Source organism: Bradyrhizobium sp. PMVTL-01, from assembly GCF_051861855.1.
Classification (GTDB): Bacteria; Pseudomonadota; Alphaproteobacteria; order Rhizobiales; family Xanthobacteraceae; genus Bradyrhizobium.
In genome coordinates, this window is record NZ_CP193983.1 from 208,617 (window position 1) to 230,607 (window position 21,991).

Annotated in this window: 13 protein-coding genes and 2 pseudogenes; 8 read left to right on the forward strand and 7 right to left on the reverse strand. The window is 59.5% G+C overall.

Annotation, left to right across the window (positions count from 1 at the left end; translation table 11 throughout):
* Positions 1 to 10 precede the first annotated feature (10 nt).
* The 3 genes from ACRQ5Q_RS41880 to ACRQ5Q_RS41890 form a co-directional block, all read right to left on the reverse strand.
* Positions 11 to 1,357 carry an IS5 family transposase gene (locus ACRQ5Q_RS41880; protein WP_060909953.1) on the reverse strand — a complete coding sequence of 449 codons (1,347 nt, stop codon included), beginning with the start codon at positions 1,355 to 1,357 and terminating at the stop codon, positions 11 to 13.
* Positions 1,358 to 2,431: 1,074 nt separating this feature from the next.
* Complete coding sequence (locus ACRQ5Q_RS41885) at positions 2,432 to 3,619, reverse strand: c-type cytochrome (protein WP_439400519.1); 1,188 nt, start codon at positions 3,617 to 3,619, stop codon at positions 2,432 to 2,434.
* Positions 3,620 to 3,828: 209 nt separating this feature from the next.
* Positions 3,829 to 4,038, reverse strand: a complete 210-nt coding sequence (locus ACRQ5Q_RS41890) for a hypothetical protein (RefSeq protein ID WP_439400150.1) — start codon at positions 4,036 to 4,038, stop codon at positions 3,829 to 3,831.
* A gap of 260 nt (positions 4,039 to 4,298) precedes the next feature.
* Here ACRQ5Q_RS41890 and ACRQ5Q_RS41895 point away from each other — a divergent pair, with 260 nt between their 5' ends.
* Both ACRQ5Q_RS41895 and ACRQ5Q_RS41900 read left to right on the forward strand, forming a co-directional pair.
* Positions 4,299 to 4,499 carry a hypothetical protein gene (locus ACRQ5Q_RS41895; RefSeq protein WP_439400151.1) on the forward strand — a complete coding sequence of 67 codons (201 nt, stop codon included), beginning with the start codon at positions 4,299 to 4,301 and terminating at the stop codon, positions 4,497 to 4,499.
* Between the two features lie 815 nt (positions 4,500 to 5,314).
* Complete coding sequence (locus ACRQ5Q_RS41900) at positions 5,315 to 5,470, forward strand: hypothetical protein (RefSeq protein WP_439400152.1); 156 nt, start codon at positions 5,315 to 5,317, stop codon at positions 5,468 to 5,470.
* A 1,365-nt stretch (positions 5,471 to 6,835) separates the two neighbouring features.
* Here ACRQ5Q_RS41900 and ACRQ5Q_RS41905 read toward each other — a convergent pair.
* Positions 6,836 to 6,998, reverse strand: a pseudogene (locus tag ACRQ5Q_RS41905) (DUF3606 domain-containing protein); the annotation flags it as partial.
* A gap of 313 nt (positions 6,999 to 7,311) precedes the next feature.
* On the opposite strand from ACRQ5Q_RS41905, the gene ACRQ5Q_RS41910 reads away from it, so the two are divergent.
* From ACRQ5Q_RS41910 to ACRQ5Q_RS41925, 4 genes are all read left to right on the forward strand, one after another.
* On the forward strand, positions 7,312 to 7,503 hold the full coding sequence (locus ACRQ5Q_RS41910; RefSeq protein WP_439400153.1) for a hypothetical protein: 192 nt from the start codon (positions 7,312 to 7,314) through the stop codon (positions 7,501 to 7,503).
* 107 nt (positions 7,504 to 7,610) lie between these two features.
* Positions 7,611 to 8,300 (forward strand): hypothetical protein, encoded by a 690-nt coding sequence (locus tag ACRQ5Q_RS41915; protein ID WP_439400154.1) that lies wholly within the window; start codon positions 7,611 to 7,613, stop codon positions 8,298 to 8,300.
* Between the two features lie 601 nt (positions 8,301 to 8,901).
* Positions 8,902 to 9,396 carry a PRC-barrel domain-containing protein gene (locus ACRQ5Q_RS41920; protein WP_439400155.1) on the forward strand — a complete coding sequence of 165 codons (495 nt, stop codon included), beginning with the start codon at positions 8,902 to 8,904 and terminating at the stop codon, positions 9,394 to 9,396.
* 1,073 nt (positions 9,397 to 10,469) lie between these two features.
* Positions 10,470 to 10,898: a hypothetical protein gene (locus ACRQ5Q_RS41925; RefSeq protein WP_439400156.1), complete on the forward strand. Its 429-nt coding sequence runs from the start codon at positions 10,470 to 10,472 to the stop codon at positions 10,896 to 10,898.
* 250 nt (positions 10,899 to 11,148) lie between these two features.
* Here the strand turns inward: ACRQ5Q_RS41925 and ACRQ5Q_RS41930 are convergent, their stop codons facing one another.
* Positions 11,149 to 15,090: a GAF domain-containing protein gene (locus ACRQ5Q_RS41930; protein ID WP_439400157.1), complete on the reverse strand. Its 3,942-nt coding sequence runs from the start codon at positions 15,088 to 15,090 to the stop codon at positions 11,149 to 11,151.
* Between the two features lie 377 nt (positions 15,091 to 15,467).
* On the opposite strand from ACRQ5Q_RS41930, the gene ACRQ5Q_RS41935 reads away from it, so the two are divergent.
* Positions 15,468 to 16,394, forward strand: coding sequence for a tyrosine-type recombinase/integrase (locus ACRQ5Q_RS41935; RefSeq protein ID WP_439400158.1), 927 nt, complete (start codon positions 15,468 to 15,470; stop codon positions 16,392 to 16,394).
* A gap of 11 nt (positions 16,395 to 16,405) precedes the next feature.
* Positions 16,406 to 17,616 (forward strand): annotated as a pseudogene (locus tag ACRQ5Q_RS41940) (IS91 family transposase).
* 1,488 nt (positions 17,617 to 19,104) lie between these two features.
* Here ACRQ5Q_RS41940 and ACRQ5Q_RS41945 read toward each other — a convergent pair.
* Positions 19,105 to 19,662: a cytochrome P460 family protein gene (locus ACRQ5Q_RS41945; RefSeq protein ID WP_439400159.1), complete on the reverse strand. Its 558-nt coding sequence runs from the start codon at positions 19,660 to 19,662 to the stop codon at positions 19,105 to 19,107.
* Between the two features lie 321 nt (positions 19,663 to 19,983).
* Complete coding sequence (locus tag ACRQ5Q_RS41950; protein WP_439400160.1) at positions 19,984 to 20,127, reverse strand: hypothetical protein; 144 nt, start codon at positions 20,125 to 20,127, stop codon at positions 19,984 to 19,986.
* Positions 20,128 to 21,991: the final 1,864 nt, after the last annotated feature.

The following is a 21,991-nucleotide window of genomic DNA, read 5'->3' on the forward strand; positions in this document are numbered from 1 at the left end:
TGGTCGTCCGTTAAGAAGGCGAATTGAGCGGGGCGGGACGGCCGAACGTGCGCCATAGCTGGAGCAGGATGAGGCACAAGAGTTCTCTGAGCCAGGCGAGGATGCGGCGGAAGTTGTGGCCCACGGCTGAGAGGATGACGTTAGCCGCATCGCCGGCGCGGCCTTTGAGGTAGCAGCGGCCGAGGTGACCATCGGCCTTCAGGTGTCCGATGATGGGTTCGATGGCGGAGCGGCGGCGCAGCTCGCGCTTGATGACACCGAAGACGCCGCGCTTCTGGCCGGAGATGAAGATCCGTCGGGGATTTTGTGCGTCGTGGCCGCGGTATCCCTTGTCGACATAGGCCCGCTCGATCGCGCAGCCGGTGAGTGTCTCGGTGCGGTCGATGACGTCCCGCAAGGTGTGACCGTCGTACGGGTTATCGGGTAGCGCCCTGGCGTGCAGCACGAACAGGCCCCCGGGAGAACGGCGGTTGTTGGTGACGATGGAGGCTTTGACGCCGAACTCGTAAGGCGCGGCTGCTTTGCCCTTGCCGATGCACTCCACCTCCGGGGCGTGGAAGGAATAAAGCTTGAAGCCGCGCTGGCGCTGCTGCTGCGAGCGGATCTGCGAGGCCCGGCTGAGCGGGAGGGCGAACGTGTTCTCAAGCACAGCCTGACCTTCGATCTTGCGGCGGATATCGCGGATGATCCGGCCCAGTCGGCTGCGCAGGATGCGCAACTGCCGCTGATGCCGCTTGAATTGCTTGGCATGGCCGTAGCGTCCCGCCATCATTGTCGCGGTTTTGGCAATGCGCAGATAGGACTGCCGCAGCTTGACCCCGTGCTTCCTCGCCAGACGGTTGAGCCCCTTGATCGCCGCGTGCAAGAGCTTGGCATCGGTCGGGAAGGTGATCGCCTTCGGCTGCACGGTGGTATCGACTGTGACCCGCTTGATGTCCTGGCTGCGTAACGCGCCGGCCTCGTGTGCCACCCGCAAGCTCTCGGCCAGCAACAGCTCCAGCTTGTCGCCGAGCCGCTTGCGCCAGTGGCTCAGGTCCGAGCGCTCGTGCGGGAATGCGTGCTGGAAGAACTCTTCGCCGGTGAAGTACTGGAAATATGGGTCGTGGACCCAGCGCTCGCACACCCCCTCATCGGACAGCCCGTAAATGTGCTTGAGCAGCAACAGCCCGATCATGAAGCGGCTCGCGATCCCGGGCCGACCATTCTCGCTATAGAGCGGCGCGATCTCGCCGTCGATCCAGTCCCAATCGACCTTGCCGGCGAGCTGAACCAGCTCGTGCTTCATATTGATGATTTGGTCCAGCCTGGCCCGGAACAGATCGCCCGATCCCGTCGTCCTGTGCTTCTTCGGTCGCATCGCCACCTCCGATGCGATGACGGAATCATGGTTGGCGATTCGACGGAATCCTGAAAATGAAATTGCAAGGTTCCGACGCCCGAAGCATCAAACCCCTGCAAACGCAAAACAGTCCACAACGACAAATGCGATTCTAGCTCAATCGCTTAGCCACTCTTCACGGACGACTCGTTGCAGTTAACGGTCGTCCTACTCGGGCGTAAGCATTGTCCAACGATATGGACAAGCCTTTCTCTTGTGACCACTGAACCGAAATCGGGGCGGCGCACAATATGGTGGCTCCTACCAAAATTGCTCCAGCCATGCTCATCTTTTTCGTGAGATTGCGCTCGCAATAGTTGATAGTTACGGACTCTGTATGCGTTCCAGATCTTCGCACTTGGTCCAGATCAAGCGATTGAAATTGCTTGACCTGTCAAGGCACGCCCGCCCGTCGCAGGGGATACCGAATGAGCGCTCTGGGTCATTCGCAACTGGGCCGAGGCAGTCGCACGTCCGGCCGAGTCCGACAGGTCGCCGAAAGCGGAAGCAATCTGGCTCATGATGCCAAATGGGTCTGCGCTGCCTCGCCAAGTGAGGTCTCCGCAAGGGAGGCTTCGTTGTTTGCAGTGCTCTCGAAGATATGCCTGAGTAACTGGTACGCGTACCTGGTCGCTCTCAATCCCGGCTATTGCCCTCGAGAGTCATCCCACCCCGGAACATGGCCAAGTCCTGGATACTTTGCTTGTAGCCGGGCATAAGCCACTTCGACGCCATCTTTATCCCAACATACCAGGCGTAAGCAGTTGTGCCACTGCTCATCGGCTCAACACCGAGGGGTGTGCGTTCACTGAAACCCACACGCGGGCGGGCGGCATCTTCGAGAAAATCGTATTTGCCCTGTTCGCGCCTTCCAGAAAAGCGAGCCCGCAACAATAGTGCGAACTTGCGTCGTGATGCAGCCCTCGGCGCGCTTCCTCGCATATTTCCGCAAATTTATCCCTCCCCCTGCCGTCCGCCCGCAGTTGCAAGTGGCCGCCGCGGCGCCAGGCGGCACCCAAAGGGCCTGCCTACGAACGGCTACGCGCAATCATCTCACGCCCCGATCAATCGGGCGTTTTCGCCTACTTCCCATCTACCGAGAACGCGAGCAGAACGTTGCCCGGCGTGCCGTAATTGGTGTAGCCCGAATTGACGTAGAGAGCCCGGACCATCGAGCGAGCCGCCATGCGCGGCTGCGCCATTAACGGTCGTGTAGTCCTGGATCGTGTCGACGTCCCAGATGATCTCGCCGGTCTTGGCTACGTAGGCGCGCAGGTGCCCGTCGAGCCCGCCCGAGAACACCACGCCGGGAATCGCCGTGACCGCGGCCGACTGGGCTGGACTGCAGCCGGGCTTGTCGTTACAGCCCGGATGCGGCGTGTGCCACACGACCTCGCCCGTGGCGAGCTTGAGGGCAAACAGTCCACCGCCTTCGCGCGGATCCATCTTCAACTCGCCGCCCATGATCGTTTTCTGCGCTCTGGGCGCGCCCGACGCCACGCTTTCAAGGCCGACGTCCGACACTGCGACGTAGACATTCTCGTCATCGACAGCCATGCCCCATTGCACGTCGCCAAGCGAGGAGCCCTGACCTACCCGGCGCTGCCACACTATCGCGCCAGCATGATCGGGATCGAACGTGTGCACCATGCCCGACTTCTGTCCCGCGATCAGCGCGCGCTTGCCGTCCGCGAGATCGGCCATGCGCTGACATCCGGTGCTGGCGCTACCGACGAACAGTCGGCCGCCCCAGACCGTCGGCTGCGCAAAGGCCCTGACATCGCCGGGAAAACCGAAAGCCCATCTCAGCCTGAGGCGCGGGACCTCGTCGGCCGCAAGCTGCGCGTTGTCGGCTGGCTGGAAGCGATGCTGGCGGATGTCGACCACCCAGCCGTTCCAGCGCGGGAGGGCGGCATCGGCGAGTTTGGGTCCGTCGTCGCGGCTTCTGGAATCGGGTAGTTGGAGCGCAGGTGCCGGCGCGGTGCCCTTTAAATAGCGAGTGATGGCGCCGATCTGATCCTTGCTCAGATCCCGCCCCTGCGCGCTCATGAGCCCGTAGGCGATCTGAAAGCCGATCCGCTGGTCGCTCAGCTGCCGCAGCGCATTCCTGTCGGGCGTCCGCGCCAAACCGCCCTCATGACACGAGGCGCAGCGTTGCTGATAGAGCGCCTCGCCGGACTGAGCCGCTGCCTCCTCTGCCCCGGAGCATGAAACGCCGATCGTGGCGAGAAGCAGTCCAATCGAAAACTGTAACTAGATAAGGCCAACCGCATTCTCGGACGACATCGTGCTCCACCTATCGATACGGAATCTTCCATTCGAGCCGGATCGCGCACAGGTGACCCGCGTTACCTTCCTTCAACCCCGCTCGCAAACCGCTGACGCGGCGGACACGCACGTAAGCTTGCCATACTTCGTCAAGCGCAGCGATGTGCAGAAGGCTCGGTCGTTCAGAGATGAGCACGCGGCAATAGCCAGCTCATGATCTTTTCATACGGATCGCGATGACTGCGGACGAATGCGTTCTCGTTCTGCTGGGCGGCGGTCTTGGCAAATTCAGAGATCGCCCCCATAGAATGCCGTTTATCCTTCGGAAGCTTCGCCCATTGACGAATGATCTTCCGGCGGGCTTCTCGCTGCTTTTCCCTGACGTCAGGCATCGGTGCGCTCCTGAAGTGGATTTGCTCCTGCTCAGCCTATGCTAGCCAACCTGAAAGCCATGCTCGTGTCCAGAGCGCAGTTTGGATTGCGGTGAGATCGATCTCCGCGCGCTTCCACCGAACCAGCGCAGCTTGCAGGCAAATTGTGCGATGCGGCAGCACCAGTTCTCCGAATGTCCGCTTTGCCTCGACCATACACTCGCATAAGGATGCTTTGCCGCAAATTTTTCCCTCCCCTCCCCTCGATCAAAAAGAGACCCGTGGGCCTTGTCGTTGAGGCGCAGCAGCCGGCGTATCTGTTAAGGCGCACACCGAACCAACGCGCAATCGTCCGCAACATCGCGGTGATGATCCCCGTCCCGCTTACCACGACCGCAGTGCTCGCGCTCACAACCATTGTCGATGAATCGTACTTTCCGAAGAAAGCGGATTCCGAATTGCGCATCCATCCAGTAGAGTGATCTGCGTTTACTCTTCTATGCGACCCGCCGTGGGCGAAGCTTAGGCGACGACACATCGCGACGGCGCTGCAATAAGACTGGCCCGTTGCTGGCGATGATCCGACAAGCTTCACATCAGCGCGACCCAGCCGTCCTTCGAGTGGCGCTTCCCATTGATCGTCCCTCACGACGCCAAGGGTGACCTCTTGACCTATCAGGCGGTCATGCCCGCCGTGCGTTGATCCCGCGCGGAAGCCGGTGCTCATACGCACTGGCTTGCCTTCGCCTACGCACGCCCACGGCCGGCCGCTCAGGATCACGTTCGGAGAGATACGCGACATGGGCCTGTGCGGCGTCCTGGTCTACTGCCCTTGCGGCCACCACCTCGCGCTGAGGGCCGATCGTTGGCCTGATGAGATTCGCCTGTCTGATGTCGAGCGGCGCTTCGTCTGCGCCGGCTGTGGAAGCCGCGGGGCGGACATCAGGCCGGATTCGAGAGCGGGAGGCCACCGCAATTCGTCAGTTGAGACGGGCCTACTGCCCCATGGAAACGACGTCCGCCAACCCTATTCTAGGGCAGCTAACCCCCACGCCAGCACATTGAGCATCCAGGGCTGCATGGCTGCCTCACTGGAAGCAGGGTGCAATCGGATCACCTGGGTTACTTGCGGTAGATCATGAACAATCAGGTCGCCAGCCAGCCGGCAGTTAAAGAAGGCTTCTGGTTCGGCGCATTCACGGCCGCGTGTACGAAGCCATTTTAGACGGCCAACGAAGCGAAACTGAAACAATGCAATCCGATGCTCTGATGGTAACGCCCATTGAGGGAGGGTGGAATGCGCAGCCTGATTTTCGGTGCGGCTCTCCTGGCGCTGGCAAGCATCGGATGTTCGACGTTCGTTTCGGCCGCCCTTTCCGCAGCACGGGATGCAAAGGCCGCAACATTCTCAGAACGGTTCGCGCCGGCAGTGACGGTTCTCCCAACCGGCTAGGCCCGTCGTCGCATTGGCGTGGAACAACTTAGCGAACGTACCCGATCGCAAGGGCGCCGCGTACTAAGTTCGCCCCGAGCCGGCCTTTTGCCGATCCAGAGGCCGCCGGGCGCAGGCTGATCGAACCTCGCCAAGAGCGTCGAGGCGGTCCGGGACGGGCCGCATCCATGTCGAGAAGATTAACGCGCCGTTTCTGTCGAAGGACGGTTGCAAGGCCACGGGCGCGGAATTCGGCGCCGGCATCAATTATGCCGTCGAGCACGACTGGCTGGAGCTGCACGAGAGCGGGACCTATGTGCGGCTCAGGAAGGCTGGGCAGGATCTGCTGGCAAACGGCTGCTGAGCAACGTCGGGACTGTGGTCCCGGTGGCCTCAGCAGCCGGTCACAGCGCCGCAGACGACCGCCGCGAACGTAACGTCAGCCATTACCCGCTTTCGCGGTGGTCTGATTGATTTTGTGTTCATCGCCGTCCGCTCTATGCATGGAGATGGTGGCTTCCGGGTTGATCCCCGGTGCACCGGGAGTACCCAGGCCACTGGGGCTCCGGCGCCGGAGTTCCCGCAGTTTACCCGGAAAGTTCACTTTTGAACAAACCGCTGTACGGGTCGTTAGCTTTTGAATGGAGAAAGAAGGCCCAATGCCTCGTTACTTCTTCGTCAGCACGTGCGCGGCGAAAGAATTGAAGACCTGCCTGGAAAACTATTCCCGACCGATGCGAAAGCATGTCACCGAGCTGCGCAGCGGATGCCCGCCGACCTGAGAAGAGCTGCGATGCGTTCCCGCAACACCTATGTCGCCATCGAGGTAACTGACGGCAACCAGACGCTGTTCGTGGTGAGGGGAACAGTCATTGTCGAACGGCGGTAACACCGCGGCGTGCAGCACCCGAGCGCGGACACAAGCACTGGCGTTGGCTACCCAGCGAGTGGTGAACTGGTTTGGGACGAATAGCCGTGACTCTGAATAATGCGGCGTTTCGTCTACCTACAAACGATCGGTTACTGCTACTGTCCGCTTGCCAACGTCGGTGCAGCTGTTCCAGCCCATCTTCGATCAATCGGAGATCATCGCAAACGTACTTGGCTGCGGGGCCAAGACATGGATTGAAGGAATTCGCGCCGAAGATCTCTCATATCTTCTAAGGCCTGCTGGTTCTTCAAGCGGACGTAAACCGAGACGACTGCTTACACGACATGGCATTTCCAGACGCTTGTAGTAATCGACTGAACCGTTAGTCCAAGGGGGGCCCGGCCCGCCCTGGGGTGGCGAGTTGGGGCTTAGCGTCTTGCGAAAGGATCGAACGCAAGTCGGATCGTTGAACTCACCGCAGAGGCTATGGTTCCTGACAGCGATGGCGTCTCATCGCCCCAGCGCCGCTCAACCTTCTTGCGGCTGCTGCCCACCTTCTTGACCGCCTTCTTCACTGCGGAAGCCGAGCGGCGCGTCTTCTTCGCCTCGTAGCGCACCCCGTAACTCCTCTCCGCCGGCCACGCGAGGCTGTCGAATATCTCCAGCTGCCGAGGCCATCTGACCCCGGCATGCGGGAGATCACAGAGCTGTGGCAGGCGACAAAAGCACATACCCAGCGTCGCTCGCGATTCTCAAGCCGTGCGGCGATTCGTTGATCCGTCCTGAAGCATCTTCTAACGGCTAAGATCATGGAGCGGACCGGCAAGATTTTCCTACCCAATACGCTGAAATAGCAGGCGTGCCCCTTCTGCAACATTTGCCAAAAAAGAGGTCGTGCGACCGCCAATTCGGGTGTCTATTTGTTGCGTGGGTTGAGCCTCCGGCTAGGTTTAGAATCGGTAGGGTAGTGGGCAACTTCAGGGGAGACTTGATGCTAAAATTCGTAATTGGGTGTGCTGCGTCTTTGGCCTTGGTAGGAGCAGCAGTCGCGGCGGATCTGCCTCGTCCGCAGCCCGTCGTTCAGACCGCGCCGGTTGGTAAGTATCCCATCGGCAAAACCCCAGTCGGCAAATACCCGATCGGGAAGGCTCCGGCGTCGGCTCCGGTAGTCACCAAAGGTTAGTCCCGCAGATACAAGCGCCTTCGGCCCTTCGGGGGCCGGAGGCGTTCATCTCCGATAACGCGGACTGTTTGTAGCTTGGGCTGTATTGGGTCCAAGAGAGGGCGAACGTGGCAAGAGTGATTTGGAAATACCGCGATCTGCGATTGGTCGTCGGAATCGCAATCCTGGCGGCTTCCGTCGGAAGTGCTAGTGCACAGCAACTCGCGGCGCGCGCTGATCTTCAGCAGCGACCGGACACTGCCCCCAAAACATCAATCAAGTCCGGCACGAAAACGGCCGCGGCTCCGCCAAGCAGCCCGCCAGCCACGTCGGATGCAAAGCCGGCTCGGCGATCTGCGTTCAAAGGACCCTACTACGTTGATTTTCGTGCCCGCACTGCTGCATCCTACGGACACGCATTTATCTGGTACGGTAAGACGAGCGAGAGGGCGGTCGAAGTTGCCGGCCTGCATCCAGCAGGTGACACACTGCCGTACATATTGGGACATCTCATGTTTGTGCCTTCTGAAACGGGCGCGAGCTACGGCGACCTTGATGAGCAATATTTAACGGCTAGCTATCGAGTCTACTTGAATGAGGCTGACGCCAGGAAGGTATTTGCTTACATCAAGCATCTTCAAGCGACCTCGCCGGTATGGAACGCAGAAACAACCAACTGCACTAATTTCATCGGTCGCATAGCGAATTTCATGGGCCTGAAGGCTCCATTCCATTTGTTGAAGCCTGAGGAATACGTAAACCAACTCAAAGCGCTAAACGATGGACGTCAAATGGTGCAACTCGCTGCCAACCGTTAGACCCCGCGGGCCTTAATCCAGGCTCCATGACCAAGTCGCTCTGCGCAAACTCACGAGACCTCCGTAGCGCAGATCTGTTGCAGCACACGGTAATAGCTGTTGCACCGGCGACGAAGTCGAATCACTTCTAGCGCCTAAGCCGTTGAAGATGTGCGCGACGCTCATGTGTGGCATCGGCTTGTCCGACCAGAAACGGCGGTTTGCCGTGCCCGTAACCCGGCTGACGTCTGTCGGCTGGCTCGATTAGGATTGGTAGCGCGTCAGTCTACCGGGTGCTGACAAGTTAGGTTAGGCCGTGATCTCATAAATATCCTCGGCGGCGCTTGCCAGAGTCGGCTATTTCTCGATAGCGACTAAATTCCGCTGCGCAGCGAAATGACGTGATGGGCCATAAGCTGTCGTTCACGGTCCTCACTCCGATATGGCAGCAGAAATGCTGCGGCGGATCCGACGACTTCAAAACCTGGTCTCGGCGTCCAGTCCTCCAGTCCAAGCGTTTGGCGGAGTACTCTCGCCGTGTGCTTGACGGAGCGTTCCGCTCCGGGAACTCGAGCGCGATGCCGCGCGTTTGAAGCTAGGGCATTGAGGAGGAGACAAGAAGATGCTGAGGATTCTTTGTGCGACCGCTGTCGTGGCGCTGATCCTAACGAGTTCGGGTGGCGCTGCGGAAAACAACACTTCAGCGGGTGCAGCCGCTCGCAATGCGACAGATCTTTACAAGCCAGGTCACTGGCGCGCTGCGAAACTCTCAGGCGTCAACGTTTACAACAATAATGGCGACAAGCTCGGGGACATTTCCGACGTTATCCTCGACCAAAGCGGAAAGGCGGCCGCGGTGGTAATCGGCGTGGGCGGCTTTCTTGGCTTGGGAGAACACTACGTCGCCGTCAACTATGACCAGCTCAAGTGGAGCAACGAGCCGGTACGAACGAGCAACACCGCTAACGACGCCCCCAACCGGGAAACCACCACCGGCACGTCGCGCGATAACCGCAAGGAGTCGGACAACCGTACCACCGGGAATTGGTACCCTGATCATGCGATCTTGAATGCAAATAAGGATCAGCTTAAGAGCATGCCTGAGTTCAAGTACTAGGCGATGGCCTCGCTCGTATTCCTAAGAACTACCGAGCGAGGCCAGAATCGGTACGAACGCGAAATTTACTTTCCGGCGTTCAATGAGTTCGCCGGTGTCCGGCTCTCGGTGGCGGAACGCGGGGTGCTCGCTAAACCTAGCAATCGCGGTCTCCGCGCGTGCATCCAGGACAACGCGGCGCCTCCAATTAGGGTGACCCAGCGACGTTAACACCTTTGATCTACGTTTCCCGTCTGACTAAGGGGAAGGTTTGTCAGGGAATGCGCGGATGGCAGAGCTGGCGGCGTCAATTAACCCCCCCGGGCCAAGATCCCAGGGGGCAATTGATGCGCAACAGAGGTGCGGTTAATCAGCGGAAGCGGCCGTGATGCCCTCCAGCCATGCCGACGGACCGGTAGCCGGCGCGTGCGAAGCCCGAGCGATAGCCAGCAACCCCTACCCTCGCGCCGTACCCACGATAGCCCACTCCATAACCACGGTCTCCGACTCCGTAGCCGTAGTGTCGATGACGCCAGTACGGCCTTCCATACCCCCAAGAGGGCCCCACGTAACCGACCGAGTACGCAGGCGCGTATCCGTAGTACCCGTAGTCATACTCAAGGGGATAGCCATAGTCATAGGCGTAGGAGTTTCCGTAGTAGCCGTAGTAAGGGGCGGCTAGAGCAGCTCCGACAATTGCTCCCGTTGCCAGGCCGAGGCCAACGCCGCCCCACCCCCAGCCACCACGCCCCCAACCTGCGTGGCCCCACCCGCCGTGGCCCCAGCCCCCGCCATGCCAGCCGCCGCCCATGTGGCCGAAGCCGCCATGGATTCCAAAGCCTCGCGCTTGAGCGGGGTTAGAGATCATGCTCGCAACCAGAAGCCCCGCTGCCGCTATCGTCGTTAGGCGCAACTTCATGCTCGATCCTCCACATACTCCCTGCATTTGCCACAACGTCGCCACGCTCCGTCGTGTTCCGCCCCGGTTCGGCCTCAGATCAGAAGGGATGTCACCGCCGCCTCTAAGCTGCCATCAACCTGAATAACCATTCCGTTTGCGTTCAACAGGGAACTACGTTTAACGGGGGGTGCGGATGAAGCTCATCACGCGATGGCTGCTGGCCGTCTCACTGTTGCTCGGCTTGTCAGAGGCCAATGCCACGGTACGCATCACACACGATCGTGGCGGCCAAATCGGACCGTACGTCGAAAAGTATCAGCAGCTTGCCTCCGCTGGAGAATCGGTGATGATCGACGGTCTGTGCGCCTCCGCATGCACGATCGTACTGAGTGAAGTCCCCCCGGACAGAATTTGCGTGACTTCCCGGGCGACACTTGGCTTCCATGCGGCCTGGAATTTTGGCCCAGGCGGCCGCACATTTACCGACCGTGAAGCCACCTTGATGCTGTACTCGGGTTATCCCGACCCGGTGCGCCGATGGATCGCAAGCCGTGGTGGGTTGAAGCGAAAGCTAATCTTCCTCCGCGGAAACCCGCTGCACGCGATGTATCGATCGTGTTGAGTTGTCGGGCAGTTCTAGGTGGAGTGCCCAAGAGACCGGGACCTCGGCGTGGGCGGCGTAAGCGAGCCGCTACCCCACAACTACAGGCTACGAACTTCAGCACTCACGCCTTGCCCGCCGAAGCGAAAAAAGAATGCTCCAGCCCCACGGGGGAGCGAGCTGGAGCTTACGATCTTGCGAAAGGATCACAGCGAGGAGCATGAAAGCTGGCGAAGTCCTGGCGACGACCTGCGTCAGCACTCGCCGTGCCTTACCCCCTCTCTTCCGCCCCAGCACCGTGCCGCCTGCGTGGCAACCGTACGGTTAACTCCGTAAACTCACCCACTTCGCTGTCGACCACAATGGTGCCGCCATGCTGTTGCGTCACGATTTCGTAGCTTATTGAAAGCCCGAGCCCAGTGCCCTCGCCAGTAGGCTTTGTTGTAAAGAAAGGCTGGAACAATTTTTCCCTGTTTTCGGGCGGAATGCCGATGCCGTTATCGCGAACTCGAAGTTCAACGGTTTCGCCAAAGTCCCGGGTCGTGACCCTCACAACAGGATGGTACGACCCATCACTTGCACTACGCCGCTGGTTAGCGGCGTAGAACCCATTCGCGATTAAATTGAGGAGCACGCGCGTCAGTTCCTGCGGAACCACTTCGACGGGTGCGAGATCGCTTTCGAGGTCGCTTTCCAATGTCATCTCGAAATTCGGATCCTGCGCACGCGCCCCATGATAAGCCAGGTTCATCGCTTCCTCTGCGAGCGCGTTCAGATTAGTCGATTGCCGGTTGTCGCTACTGCCGCGCGAGTGCTCCAGCATGCTCCGAACAATACCGTCAGCACGACGTCCATGCTCGACAATCTTTTCCAAGTTTTCCGTCAGCATGCTGATTATTTCAAAACTCTCGGACCCTTCGAGGGGATTGCGCGTCCCAGCCCTGGTTGCCTCCGTTAGTTCGTTCAACAGCTCAATCGAAATACCAGCAAAATTATTCACGAAATTGAGAGGATTCTTGATCTCGTGAGCGATTCCTGCTGTCACTTGCCCGAGCGCCGCCATCTTCTGCGCATGTAGGAGACTCGCCTGTGTTGCTTGTAACTCGCGCAATGCCGTTTCGGCGGCGTCCCGTGCGGTCCGGATGGTTTCTTCAGCTCCTTTACGCTGTGTTACGTCGCTGTAGATCAGCACAAAACCGCCGTTTGGGACCGGATTGCGACGCACTTCCATAACCCGACCATCGGGTCGCGTTCGTTCAAAACGCATTTCGCTCCGCGGGTCTTCATTGGCGCGGTTGAGTTCAGCTTCCAGATCGACAGAATATTCACCACGATCGGCAAGATAGCGGAAAAACTCTGCAAAGCTTGGCCGCGCCGTCAGGAAGGGTTCCGGCAGCTCGAGCATCTCTTGGAAATTGCGGTTCCAGGCTGTGAGTCTTGCTGCAGCATCGAACATGACCACGCCGTCAGCCATATTGTCGAACGTGACTCTCAACTCACTCTGACGCTCACGCAGCTCGGCGACAAGCCGCGCATTCTCCATCGCTATTGCAGCTTGATCAGCAAAACTCGAAACTAATTCGATTTGCTTGTCCGTAAACGGGCGCATCTCAGATCTGGTCATCGCCAACACGCCGAGCGGAGTACCCTCCCGCAAGATCGGAACGGCGAGTACGGTGCGAAAGCCCTCGGCATTCGCTTCTTCAACCAACTGGTATTCCGGATCAGATAGGACGTCTAAAATATGTATGGCTTTGCGTTCCAGGAGTGCACGGCCACTTGCCGAGCCGCGCTCCGGATGGATCGGAATTCTTCTAAGGCGCTCCATGAATTCTTTGGAAAAGCCGCAGAATTCCTGTCGATAGAAGATGTCGCCTGCTTGCCTTGTAATTGTTCCCTTGTCGGCATCGCACAACCGCGCAGCCGATTCGACTAAGGTTTGCAGAACCGACTCCAAATCGAAAGCCGAACGACTTATCACCTTGAGCACGTCTGCAGTCGCTGTTTGTTGCTGCAGCGATTGCTTCAGCTCTTCGAACAGTCGGGCATTCTCGATCGCAATCACCGCCTGGTCGGCGAAAGTTATGGCAAGTTCGATCTCTTTGTCTGTGAACGGCTCGACTCGCGTCCGGCTGACCGCAAATACACCCAGTAAAGCGTCCTCGCGCAAAAGCGGAATGCCGAGCAGGGTGCGGTAGCCGATAGCCTGCTGTCCCTCCCTATAGGTGTACTCTGGGTCGTTTAGCACATCCGGTATGTGAATCGTTCGACGCTCTAAGATGACGCGACCGGTCAATGACCCCCGGTCTACCGTTATGGGGTGGGCGATCGCGAACTGCATCGCTTTCTCCGACATGCCCCAAGATGCCACCAAGTGATGCTTGTCGCCTCGCCGCCGATACAGAGGTGTCTGGTCAGCGCGGCAGAGACGCGCCACTGTCTCGCAAAGCGTCTCGAGAACGGTCGTGAGGTCAACGGTGGATCGGCTGATGATCTTGAGTACGTCTGCCGTGGCGGTCTGATGCTGTAGAGATTGCCGCAACTCATCAAATAACCGCACGTTCTCTATCGCAATCACCGCCTGGTCCGCGAAGGTGGAGACGAGTTCGATCTCCTTGTTCGTGAACGGTTTGACCTCAGATCGCGTGAGGAAGAAGACACCAAGGATCTCCCCATCTCTTAATAAGGGTACGCCTAGGCAGCTACGCCATTTGCCCCGCGACTGATAAGCATGGGCAGTGTATTCCGGGTCCGCGAGCACGTCCGCGACGTGAACAGGCCTACCTTCAATCACGGCGCGACCGATGATCGTTCCCCTTCCGGCGGTCAGCGGGTACTGTTTGAGGTATTCCTCTAACTCGCTTGAAAACCCGTAATTGACGGACAGTCTGTAATAATCACCGTCACGTTGGAAGATATTTGCCCTTTCAGCGTCGCAGAGCCTTGCCGCCGACCCGACCAGCGTCTCAAGGACCCTCTGCAAATCGAACGTTGAACGGCTGATCACCTTCAGCACGTCAGCGGTTGCAGTTTGGCGCTGCAAGGATTCCTCAAGATCCAGGGTGCGTCGCTCTACTTCTTTGAACAGCCGAACGTTCTCCATGGCGATAACCGCTTGCGCCGCGAAGCCCTTGAGCAGCGCAATCTGCTGGTCCGAGAACGGCTTAACTTCTTGTCGATAAATGATGAAATCACCAAGAAACGCCCCGTCCTTGCGCAGAGGTACCCCGAGCATGGTTCGACCCCCGCCGAGCTCAACCAAAGCCCGGCGAAGCGGGTCTCCGGACGCATAGGCAATGTCCTTCGCCACGTCGGCTATGTGCACGACCGGCTCACCACGCAGAAGCCGGCCGTGCGCATTAGTTTGGCCAACAGCATGGGGAGATCGCGTCAAGAGCTCCGCAAATTCTGTTGGCGCGCCGCGAAGCGCGGCCGCGTGGATGAACTCGCCATCGTAACTCCATAGGATACCAAACGCTGCACCACATAGTTCCAACGCCTTGTCGAGCATTGCGGCGAACACGGGTTCCAGATTGCCCGCGGAAGCATTGATGACCTGCAAGACCTCAGCCATTGCGGTCTGCCGCTGGAGCGCCTCTTTCGTCTCGTTTATCAGCCGCGCGCTCTCGATGGCGATCACTGCCTGATTGGCAAACGTCTTAAGCAACCTTATTTGACTATCCCCGAAAGGCTCGACGCGGGTGCGTGCCAGAGCAAACACTCCGATCGGCTGGCCGTCACGCAGCAACGGCACTCCAAGCATCGAGCGGAAATTGTTTGCTGCAGCCGCTTCCTTGTCCTCGTACTCGACGTCGTTGAGAGCATCGGCGATGCGCACCACGTCCTTTTTCACCCCGACGCGCCCGACAAGCGTGCCAAGCCCGGCACGGATTTCGGATCGCTGTTGGTGTTCACGATAGCCTTCGGAAAGCTGTTGGCCCGCACGAAATCTGTAAACGTCACCTTCAAGGAGAAAGATACCTGCCGGCCCCGTTCTGCACAGGCGGGCCGCGGTACTCACAAGGGTCTGAAGAATTTCGTCCAGATCGAACCCTGAACGGTTGATAGCCTCAAGTACCTCGGCCGTTGCCGCCTGCTGCTCGCGGGCTTCCTTCAATTCAACGTCGGGCGATGCGTAGCGCTTGAATGAGGCAGACCGTCTGGCCTTAGCGCGTGGACGGCCCTTTACCGTGCGCGACTTGCGCGTCTTCACCGCGCTCCTCTTGCCGCCTGTTTTCGCTGGTCGTGCCATTCCGCCCCCCGGGGGTGACAAGGGCATCTTATCGAGCGAAACCTGTTCGGGAAGGGTTAAACGACAGAGAATTGCGGCTGCCGCTGGTATCGGGTTGGGGTCCAAAGGCGGCATCAGTCCGCGTCACCGTCATGTCTGCATAGCCTCGAAGGCAGACATGACAGACTTCAAATGTTGATGTCGCGGAAGGGCCAATGCACAAAGTCGCTGCGCTCCAGCCCGCTGCGCGGGAGCAAGAGCCGAGAGGCCGGTAGCCAGTTGAGACGATAGTGGTAGCACTGGAGAGCCCCGTCCTGAGAATCGAGGTGTTGCAACCCTCACTCAGGAAGGAGCTCTCCATGAGCGATACCAACACAGTCAGTCCGCTGCGTCAGCGTATGATCGAAGACATGGCTGCGCGCAAGCTCAACCCGCACACTCAGCGTGGCCACATTTACAGTTGCAAGCGGTTCGCCGCCTGGCTCAAACGCTCGCCCGATACGGCGACGGCCGACGAGGTGCGCCGATTTCAGCTGCACCTGATCGAGAGCGGGATGAGCATCTGCAACCGCAATCGGATCATGACCGGGATGCGGTTCTTGTTCCGCGTCACGCCACGTCGTCACGATCTGGCGGCCGAGGTCTGGCACCTCAAGGAGCCCGAGAGGCTGCCGCCGGTGCTGAGCCCCGAGGAGGTCAAGCGCGTCCTGACCATAGCGACGAGCCTGAAGGCGCGGGCGATGCTGACCCTGGCCTATGGTTGCGGATTGCGCGCCGGCGAGGTGGTGCGGCTGCGGGCGGGCGACATCGACAGCGAGCAAAAGATCATCCGCATTGTGCAGTCGAAGGGCCGCAAGGACCGGCACGTGATGCTGCCGCCAGCGGTCCTGAAGCTGTTGCGGCAATGGTGGAAGGCGGGGCCGACCGCGTCCAACAACGGCGTCGCGCCCGAACAGCGCTGGCTGTTTCCCGGTCGCAGTCAACGTCAGCCACTGACCACGCGTCAGTTCAGCCGGTTGTTCAAGGAGGCCGCCAAAGCCGCGGGGCTGCGCAAGACGGTCCCGCTGCATTCGCTTCGCCACAGCTTCGCGACCCACCTGCTCGAGCGCGGCAGGGACATTCGCGTGATCCAGGCGTTGCTCGGACATTCCAAGCTTGAGACGACAGCCCGCTACAGTCGCGTGGCGATCGGACTGATTGCCAAGATCGAGAGCCCGCTCGAGGGGCTAAGCGCGCCGCGCCGCCGCCGTGCAAAGCGAGACAATGAGGAGCCGCCAGCGCCGTAGCGCCGCCGGCCGTGGCTCGGCCAGTTCTGGAGGTCGCGGACATCCTCCGCGATCACGGCTCTGCTTGGCGTGACGCCAATCAGGGCCATGTGAGCCTCGGGCAATTGAAGGTGATGAATGCGATCGAGCGCTGTCGTACGGCAGCGCTCGGCGGCCATGTCGCACGCTGCGAGAACGCGGCGTGCGGCCATACCGAGGTCGCCTACAACTCCTGCGGCAACCGGCATTGTCCGAAGTGCCAGGGTGCGGCGTCCCGCCGATGGCTGGCCGACCGCGAAGCGGAGCTGTTGCCGGTGCCGTATTTTCACGTCGTCTACACGCTGCCCAGCGAGTTGCGTGACATCGCCTACCAGAACAAGCGCGTGATCTATAATCTGCTGATGAAGGCAGCGGCCGAGACGACGCTCGCCATCGCAAGCGATCGCAAGCGCCTCGGCGCGCGGATCGGTATCACGGCCGTGCTGCACACCTGGGGCTCGGCGCTCACCCATCATCCGCACGTGCATATGATCGTGCCGGGTGGAGGGCTCTCGCTCGATAACGCGCGATGGATCGCCGCGCGCTCCAATTTCCTCGTCCATGTCAACGTGCTGGCGCGCCTGTTCCAGGGCAAAATGCTGGCGATGCTCGTGCATGCGCACGACGTCGGCGAGCTAAAGTTCTTCAATACCCATGCCGGACTCACCGACAAGACAACGTTCAAGCGCTTCATCGCCCCGCTGCGGCGCATCAAGTGGGTGGTCTATTGCAAGGCCCCGTTCGCGGGGCCCGCGCAGGTGCTGCGTTATCTGGCCCGTTACACCCATCGTGTCGCCATCTCCAACCGCCGCCTCGTTGCAGCCGACGACGAAGCGATTGCGTTCCGCTGGAAGGACTATCGCCTCAATGGCGCCAACCGCTGGAAGACGATGCGGCTTCACCCGCACGAGTTCATCAGGCGGTTCCTGCTGCACGTGCTGCCCAAGGCTTCCACCGCATCCGCCACTACGGGCTCTTTGCCAACGCCAACCGCGCCCAGAGCATCGCGACAGCCCGCGCACTCCTCAACGTCGCCCCGCCGGCCGCCGACCCGCGAGAGCAGCCGGATATCGCGACGGACACGCCACGTATGCTGCCGTGCCCATGCCCGCGCTGTGGCGCCCGCATGATCGTGATCGAGGTGTTCGCCCGCGGCTGCCAGCCGAGCTGGCGGCCGACACTGATCAGGATCGACACGTCATGACCAAGACCTCCTGTGAGCGTTGCTGTTGTCCTGGTCCGATGCGCTGGCTAAATGCCGGCGGCGATCTCGCTCAACCCAGCGGCATCCATCAGTGCGCACGTCGCGCATTGGTGCGCTCCGAACGCCCGCCCAAAAGCCTAATGCACTCTCCTGAACTGCCCTACGTCCGGACACGCAGGTCCAATCCTGTCGCCGTCACGTCTATCATCGAGCCCGACGCCGGCATTAAATCCCCATAGCGCTCGCTGCTTAGCCGGTGCTCAACTTCCCGCGACTTCGTGCCTTGGCGCTTTTTGGACGCCGGTCAGTTCGGCGTGCGAAGCCTCTTTGTCGCCGGCGTCCAAAAACCTGCACATAGCACAAAGTCGCTGCGCTCCAGCCCGCTGCGCGGTGGCAAGAGCCGAGAGGCCGGTAGCGATGGCGAGGACTGCGATAGCAGGGGTGGCTCAACTCGCGTATGTCGGCATCATCGAGAACAGCAAGAACATCTGGGGCTGACGCCCATCTCACGCGGCGAGCCACGTCTCGCAGCCTACGAGGTAATGACAAAATTGTCTTGACGAACAGCGCGAACCGGTTTTCTTAAAAGCGCCGCAGGCATTTCGGCTCGCAAGAAATTGATTCACACTATGCCACTGAATGCGGATCGACCGATCAATCGCGCAACAGTGTCGGATGCGCTATTTCTGCTACGCCCAACTATCTGAAATTACACGGGCCAACAAAATTAAATCCCCCATTTAGCAACAATCGCGCCAAAACGCTTAAGTTACGCTCGCCTTCCATGCCGCCACTCCTCGAATTTTCCTAAGTCGAGCACCTCGTAGCACTCGCTGCTCCGCCAGTGCCAACCTCCCGCGACTTCGTGCGCGCCTAGAGGGAGCTTGTCACCAATGCTGCCACCCGCTTCTGGAAGCCACTAATCTGTCTTAACACATCCCGCCGCTCTGCCCCTTCGGGCAGCCGTTGTGCGGCCTCCCACAAGTTCACTAACAACCGCACCATATCCATCAGTTCGTTAAATTCGAGCATTCCAACGCTGCGTTGGCTCAATGTTTGGTCCTCTTGGTTGGGGAAGGGATCGATGAAGAACGCGGCTTAATGGCGCCGTCAGTAAGGGAAGAGAGTAAACTTCAACCGGTCATATCGGTGCAATCGCCGCGCGGAACTCTCGGGGCAGCAAAAGGTGCTCTTCTCCGCGCAAGTCGCATAGCATTGATCCTCCTTAGCTACCCATGTCGAATACGCGGATCAGCGAGCACTTACGGCATTCCGCGCGTCATGAAGTTGTCATACACCGGCTGCAATCTCGGAACGCGACAGCCGAATCAGTGCGACCAGAGCTGGGGAAGATTTCCGGTACCTGCTCGGCCCGAAAGCCAAAGGATTCATCCATCGCCGAACCGCTGCTATGGGCCATGTGTGAACACCAGACAATTCAGGACGAACAGCGGTTCAGACTGATCAACCTTGCTTATTATCGGATACTCACCTCTTTCCGTACTCCGTGAATACGTAGTCGCGGTTCTGCACCACCGTGTGGCAAGCGAACCCGCACTTCGCATCGTTTTCCTGCGGCGGTTTGGAGGCTTCGGTGGAGGGCTTAAATGTATCGGACGCCGCGTCATAGTCGAACGCGCCCCATCCCCATCCGGCGCTGTCGGCGAACCTCTTGCTATCCTTCACCATGAAATCAACGTCATGCTGCGTACCTGGCACAGATGGCTGGCCGGGGTACGCCTCTTGTTTTTTTGGAGTCCAATGAATCTTCGCCATTTTCGCGCCGTCCGGGAACGGCTTGCCATTACCAGGCACGCCCTCCTTATAGGCGTTGATCATTGCGGGATTCCCCACAATCACAGCAATTAGGCCTTCGTTCTCACTGATCGCGATCACAGGCCAGTCCTCGTATCCCCTGAACTCAGAGAACGCGAGCCCCTTCGGTACTTGCAAAGTGTATTTGTCCTGCGCGGAAATCGCGGCACCAGTTGCCAAGATGGCGACCGACGCCGAAATGCTGAGATTGGTCAGCGAGATCTTTTTCATTATCGGATCTCCCTCATATCGGTTTAGGGGCGCGTGACGATCAATGATCCTTTGTCGGAAATCGCTTCGCTGCATTGTAGACCGCACGGCCGTTGCTCACGAAGGTGATGATTGAGCATAGCATGTGGATTCCGCATCAGCTATGGCGCTTCTGCGACTGAGGCCCCTCTCCGCACAATTGGCGAAGGTTCGACGGAACGGTCAGTACCTGAGATCCTCGAACCTGGCCAAAACCAGCCATTGTATCACAGCAAAGACCATCGCAGCCGAAACACCGAACATGAGCGCTCCATTCGTCGCCTCCAATGGACCCAACGACCGCTATGACGGGGTCAGCAGCAGATCCCCATAACCTAACGTCGTGTAGTTAACTGCCGGGTGATAACAGGCGAATCCGAACTCTCGAAATTCTCCACACATGACGAGCAGCATGGCCCATTGCGCGATCTCGACCAGATGCGCCACGGATGCGATCGATATCACCAGCGCGACGATCGCAAGATCGATTACGGCGCCTGCACCCGCGCGCCCGAGCTTCCTCTCACGGCGAATAACCCACCTTATCAACCGCGTGACCTATCCCGGCCTTGACCTGTTGCGGGTCAAGCCATTGGGCATATCATCGCGTACACGCGACACCGAGGCAATGAAGAGACACCGGCCGCATACGAGGGAATAAGGATTTTCATATGGTTGATTAAGTGGCTACAACGGGCTGCGCCTGAATAGTAGGACGTAGGACTACCGGCGGGGGCGCTAGGGCATCGCTTTCGTGATGATTAGCCCAATCACCGTAGGAACATGCTCAAGTTCGACGCCAAAGGACGATTTATAGTCGTTTCCGGCCACCACATCGAGAAGGACGGCTCGGCCGTCTGTTGATGCTGCAGCTTCCATGTATGTGATTATCGGAGATTTCTTTCGATCATGATTTTCTGGCTCTAAAAAAGGAAGCGTCAGAGAACGAACGACGCGGCAGCGATCGTTACCCGGTCAACACTTGATGGATCGATTGAGATGGTGTGCGGCGTACCCATTGAGTCCGAAACGTTGGCGCCCAAGCGCTTAAAGTGTTATAATATCGGCGCGTTAACGGGTCTTGGTCGGTGGAGCGCCATCTTGAAGATTGAACGAGCACTCACACTCGCAGCTCGAGCACGGGTTAGGCGGCGCATTTCACCAGATCCTGGGTGCGCCATACAGCACCGGAGCGATAGCGTCATCCGAGTGGCCGCTCCCATTGCGCGATGGGCGCGGCCGCATTGCCAAAGGACGCCCTGGTGGACCAGGGCGGCCGCCGCGTGACTGTTGTAGGGAAGCCCCTAGCGACTTCCTTGCGGTCTGGAGACGACACGGCAAGCAGGCGCTGCGCCAACTCTGCGCGAAGAGCAGCCGGCGGCATATCTGCGGCTCATTTTAAGCATCGTCGCGAGCAAAAGGCGCCATCACCGTGAGAATTAGGCAATGATCCAATGGATACCCAAGCTGGCGCCTGACGACATTATTGAATGGCCGGATGGCGAGCGGGGCCACGTCACATGGGTCTCGGAAGACGGCGAGTGCTTTCGCGTCGAGGGCCTGCCGATGCACTGCGGGCGACAGACAGTTTTCGGGTATTCAGGACAGGACGAATAGCCGTTCCGGATTGAGCGCGTGGGGCGAACAGCCACCCACGTTGGTCCTAACAGCATCATTCTTGCCGAGGAAGCCGTTCACTGGGAGAAGCCGAATGCCGCGAGATACATTGCGCCATCGTATCGCGCCGGTCTTGAGCATCTCCGCCACCCGTGCGTGCGGCCATCACCTGCTCGCTGCATAGCTGCGCGCCATCAATGAATGTTGGAGCAAAGCCGCGCGGTAGCGCCAGCCCTTGCTGATCAGCGGTTCAAGTTCCGTGATCATGGCGTTCCGAAGCATTATCGGTGCGTGGGCATGGCTTGACGCTGCCAACGTCCCGGCGAGCTTCCTTCGACATATCGATCGAACCCGGTGAGAACGGTACGAATGGATGGAGCACTCCTACGGGGTCGAGATCAATCCACGAGTTGTTGCAACTATCCAGCGGTTACCCCAACGCACGATAGAGTCGATCCGCCCGAGGCCGGCCACTAGGTCTCCCCGTGCTGCCATTCGAACCCCATCCGGCCCTTCGAGCACCGCCGTTCCGCCTCGAACGTCAAGGACAGCCCAACCCTCAATAGTCGTCGGCCTTGTCTCGGGGACTGACAGGAGCGGCCCTGCAGACTCGAGCGATCCGGTCACGGATATGTCCGCATTAACAACCGAAGAAGTCGAGCTCGAAGCTTCCGCCGATTGCGCCGCGCTCGAC